5 protein-coding genes are annotated in these 4,817 nt (G+C 60.6%); 2 read left to right on the plus strand and 3 right to left on the minus strand.

Going from position 1 to position 4,817, the window contains the following annotated elements; translation table 11 throughout:
* The 3 genes from ACC569_RS13900 to ACC569_RS13910 all read right to left on the minus strand — a co-directional run.
* Positions 1 to 510: nucleoside triphosphate pyrophosphatase (locus tag ACC569_RS13900; protein ID WP_372524128.1), on the minus strand; the 510-nt coding region annotated here is incomplete at its 3' end.
* Positions 511 to 607: 97 nt separating this feature from the next.
* Complete coding sequence (gene oadA / locus ACC569_RS13905) at positions 608 to 2,449, minus strand: sodium-extruding oxaloacetate decarboxylase subunit alpha (RefSeq protein WP_372524129.1); 1,842 nt, start codon at positions 2,447 to 2,449, stop codon at positions 608 to 610.
* Positions 2,450 to 2,465: 16 nt separating this feature from the next.
* Positions 2,466 to 3,884, minus strand: coding sequence for an acetyl-CoA carboxylase biotin carboxylase subunit (locus tag ACC569_RS13910; protein WP_372524130.1), 1,419 nt, complete (start codon positions 3,882 to 3,884; stop codon positions 2,466 to 2,468).
* Positions 3,885 to 4,132: 248 nt separating this feature from the next.
* Here ACC569_RS13910 and ACC569_RS13915 point away from each other — a divergent pair, with 248 nt between their 5' ends.
* Both ACC569_RS13915 and rpmF read left to right on the plus strand, forming a co-directional pair.
* Entirely contained in the window at positions 4,133 to 4,681 is a 549-nt protein-coding gene (locus tag ACC569_RS13915) for a DUF177 domain-containing protein (protein ID WP_372524131.1), read from the plus strand.
* Positions 4,682 to 4,713: 32 nt separating this feature from the next.
* Positions 4,714 to 4,817 (plus strand): 50S ribosomal protein L32 (gene rpmF / locus ACC569_RS13920; protein WP_372524132.1); only part of this gene is annotated, 104 nt, incomplete at its 3' end.

Consider the following 4,817-nt stretch of genomic DNA (forward strand, 5'->3'; position numbering starts at 1 on the left):
CGTGTTCGGATCGTCGCCTTCGAATCTTTCCAGCAGCGCAATCCCCAGTCCTTCTGACCTGACACTGCCGGCGCAGGAGTAGGGTTGTTCCTTGCGCAGATAAGATTCGATCTGCGCGTCGGTGAGCGTACGGAAGGTCACGCGATAGGGGATGACTTCGTGCTGCACGCGTCCGGTATCGGCGTTGACCAGCGCCAGCCCCGTGTAAAGTGTGACGGCCTTACCGGAAGCGGTTCGCAACTGTTCCACCGCCTTGTCATGGCTGTGCGGCTTGCCCACGATAACGCCGTTATACACGGCGACCTGATCCGAACCGATCACGAGTGTGCCGGGTTTCCCGTCCGCGATCTTCTGCGCCTTTTCGATGGACAGGCGTTCGACCAGGGCCGAGGGGTTTTCGTCGGGGCGCGGCGTCTCGTCCACGTCGGGCGCGATGACCTCGAAGGGAATCTTCAGGCGCTCAAGTAATTCGCGGCGGTAGGGGGATGAAGAAGCGAGAATAAGTTTCATATGATCTTGAACCGCCAAGAGCGCCAAGGACGCCAAGAAAGGCAAGGTCAAATTTCAAAAACCTTGGCGTTCTTGGCGTCCTTGGCGGTTCGGATTCTTATTCAATTTCGACGAGCGCCTCGTCGGGATTGACGCTGTCGCCCTTGGTGACATTCACGGCCTTGATCGTGCCCGCGACCGGTGCCGGCACTTCATTTTCCATTTTCATCGCCTCGATCACCAGCACCGGGTCGCCGGCCTTCACCTTGGCGCCGGCTTTGACGAGGATGTCGACAATGGTGCCGGGCATGGAGCTGGTGACATGACCTTCCTTGGATGCCTTCGGCCGCTTCGACCCCCGCGACGCGCGACGCGAGTCGACCACGCCGGCCTCGGTCGGCACGGTCTCAACGAGCGTCTCGACGAGAATCTGTTCCGGCACGCCGTCCACCGCCACGAAGAACGGGCGTTGCTCCTCGCTCTTGTGACCGACGCCGGTGACGCGAATGTGATAGGTCTCGCCGTGCATCGTGACGTTGAAATCGGTCGGTGCGAACGCCGGTAGCCCCGGCGCGGCGGCGGAGACCGGCGGTTTGAGTTCCTCGGGCTTGAGCATGCCCGCGGCGCGCTCTTCGAGGAATTTGCGTCCGATCTCGGGGAACATCGCGTAGGTCAGCACGTCTTCCTCGTTCTTGGCCAGTTCGCCGGCTTCCTCGCGCAGCCGGTGCATCTCGGGCTTGAGCTTGTCCGCCGGACGACAGGTGATGACCTCATCGTTGCCGATCGCCATGTTGCGCACGGTTTCGTTGATCTTGCCCGGCGCCTTGCCGTAACGACCCTGCAGATAGAGTTTTACTTCATTCGTGATGCTCTTGTAGCGCTTGCCGGTGAGGACGTTGAGCACGGCCTGGGTGCCGACGATCTGTGACGTGGGCGTGACCAGCGGCGGGTAACCGAGGTCTTCGCGCACGCGCGGAATCTCCGCGAGCACCTCGTTCATGCGATTCAACGCGCCCTGTTCCTTGAGCTGGTTCGACAGGTTCGAGATCATGCCGCCCGGCACCTGGTTGACCATCACGCGGGTGTCGATCTCGGCATATTCGCTTTCGAACTGGTGGTACTTTTTACGTATCTCGCGGAAATAAAATCCAATTTCCTGCAACAGTTCCAACTTCAATCCCGTGTCGTACGGCGTATCCTGGAAGGCCACCACCATGGTTTCCGTCGGCGAGTGGCTGGTGCCCCAGGAGAGGGACGAAATCGCCGTGTCTACGTGGCGCGCGCCGTTTTCGACCGCCAGATACATGCTGATGTTGGCCATGCCCACGGTGGTGTGCGAGTGGAAGGCGAGCGGGACCTTGACCGTCTTGGACAGCGCCGAGAAAATTTCGACCGTGCGCGCCGGGGTGATCAGGCCGGCCATGTCCTTGATGGCGATGGACTGGCAGCCCATTTTCTCCATCTCCCGCGCCATCTCGACGAAATGTTCGGTGGTGTGCACCGGGCTGGTGGTGTAGCAGATCGCGCCCTGCGCGTGCTTGCCGGCCTTGAGCACGGCCTTAACCGAAACCGCGATGTTGCGCATGTCGTTCATGGCGTCGAAGATGCGGAACACGTCCACGCCGCATTCGGCCGACTTCTTCACGAACGCTTCGACCACGTCGTCGGAGTAGTGGCGGTAACCGAGAAGGTTCTGCCCGCGCAGCAGCATCTGGATCGGGGTCTTGGGCAGCGCCTGCTTGAGTTTACGCAGCCGTTCCCACGGATCTTCCTTGAGGAAGCGCAAGCAGGAATCGAAGGTGGCACCGCCCCAGGCTTCGAGCGACCAGTAACCGACCTTGTCGAGTTTCTCGCAGATCGGCAGCATGTCCTCGGTGCGCATGCGCGTGGCGAGCAGCGACTGGTGCGCGTCGCGCAACACCACTTCGGTGACATGAACTTTCTTCGATGAAGACGCCATGGCTATCGGTTATCTCCTACAGACCGTGATGTGCCGCAATCGCCGCGGCAATGGCTACGGCCAGGTCGGCGGGCGGACGACGGACGGAATAGTTTAACAGTTCCGGGTGCTTTTCGATGAATCCGGTATCGAATTTTCCCGCCTGGAATTCGGGCGTGGCGAGTATTTCCAGATAAAACGGCTTGGTGGTTTTGACGCCGTGCACGCCCATGTCGAGCAGCGCGCGCCGCGCGCGGGCCAGGGCCTTCTCCCAGGTGAGCGCCCAGACCGTGAGCTTGGCGCACATGGAATCGTAGTGCCGTGGAAATTCATAGCCGGTGTAGATCGCGGCGTCGGTGCGCACGCCCGGGCCGCCGGGCGAATAATAACGCGTGATGCGTCCATAGCTCGGCAGGAAATCGTTTTTCGGGTCTTCGGCATTGATGCGGAACTGAATCGCGTAGCCGCGGCGCTGGATGTCCTCCTGCTTGTAGGACATGGGCTGCCCTTCGGCGATACGGATCTGTTCCTGGACGATGTCCACGCCGGTGATCTGTTCCGTCACGGTGTGTTCCACCTGCAAGCGTGTGTTCATCTCCATGAAATAGAACCGGCCTTCCTGGTCGAACAGAAATTCGACGGTGCCGGCGTTCTCGTAGTTCACGCAACGGGCGGCGCGCACACCCAGTTCGCACACTGTTGTGCGTTGTTCCTCGGTGATCTGGGGCGAGGGCGCGATTTCGATCAGTTTCTGGTGGCGGCGCTGGATCGAACAGTCACGCTCGAAGAGATGGATCATATTGCCGTGTTTGTCGCCGAGCACCTGTACCTCGATGTGGCGGGGGTTGACGATGGCCTTTTCCAGGAACACGTCGGCGCTGCCGAAGGCCTTGGTGGCCTCGGACACCACGCGCTCGTAGGCGCGGTTCAGTTCGTCTTCGTTGTTGCAGCGGCGAATGCCGCGCCCGCCGCCGCCCGAGGTAGCCTTGAGCATCACCGGGTAGCCGATTTTTTTGGCGATCTTCACCGCCTCGGCAACGTTTTTGAGATTGCCCTCGCTGCCGGGCACCACCGGCACGCCGGCGGCAATCATGGCCTCGCGCGCGGCGGTCTTGTCGCCCATGCGGCGGATGGCGTCCACGGTCGGGCCGATGTAGATGATCCCGCGCCGCGCGCAGACTTCGGTGAGCTGGGGGTTTTCCGACAGGAAGCCGTAGCCGGGGTGCAGCGCGTCACAGCCAGTGGCCACGGCCAGGTTTACTATGCGGTGGGCATTGAGATAGCCGCCGACCGGATCCGGGCCGACGTTGTAGGCTTCGTCGGCTTTTTTGACGTGCAGCGCATGCCGGTCGGCATCGGTATAGATGGCGACCGATTTGATGCCCATCTCGGCGCAGGCGCGCACGATGCGCACCGCGATTTCGCCGCGGTTGGCAACCAGTATCTTTTTGATCAAGCTGAAGACTCCGCTGAGCTGGCCCGGCACCCCTGCGGGATACCGTACATCGCTTTGTACGAAAAGGGGCGGGCAGTGTCAATAACAGCCGTCCGATTCGAATTGCCTAAAACCCTATTTTGACACAAGTTTGCGGCGAATATATGATGCGCGGCCTGTATCTGGCCGCCTGCCGGCGATTACGCTCTATTTTGACAGGTTAGTTTCGAAGCCCAGGGTGCCGGAAGGAAAGAGTGCAAGAGGGCATCATGTCGCCATCCTGGAAAGAGTCACACGGTCATTTACCGGCGACCATAGACCCGATCCAGCTGGCCGCGAGGGGTGCGCGCCTGACCGGCACGCTCCCGCTGAAGAGCATGCCGCGCCTGGCGCAAACCTGTCTCGACGGTTCGGGGGACGTTTTCGTCGATCTCTCCTTCGAACGCGGCGAGGGCGAGAAGGTGCTGCTGATGCGCGGCACGCTGCGCGTGAGCCTGCGCGCGACTTGTCAGCGTTGTCTCGAAGGCATGGATCTGCGCATCGAGGCTTCACCCTGGCTGCTTCTGCTGAGACCGGAAGAAGGTCGAGACAGGCTGGATGACGAGGCGGACATCCTGGTGACGGACAAGCCGCTGTCATTGAGCGCCTTGGTTGAAGATGAATTGCTGCTGGCGTTGCCGATGGTGCCAACGCATGAATTGAGCGAATGCCCGGGCAAGGTTTATGTGAGGAAAGAAATGGGTGACGGCCGTCAGCAGACCGACGGGGAAAAGAAAAATCCCTTCGCCGTTTTAGACAGATTGAAGAAAACAAAATAGTGCCGGTTATTTTTACTTGACGAGGATTTACCATGGCCGTACAGAAAAGCCGAGTATCACCTTCCCGCCGCGGCATGCGTCGTTCACACGACAAGCTGACGAAGTCGGCGCTTTCGGTTGACAAGACGAGCGGCGA

It is taken from the genome of Sulfuricaulis sp. (assembly GCF_041499725.1).
Classification (GTDB): domain Bacteria; phylum Pseudomonadota; class Gammaproteobacteria; order Acidiferrobacterales; family Sulfurifustaceae; genus Sulfuricaulis.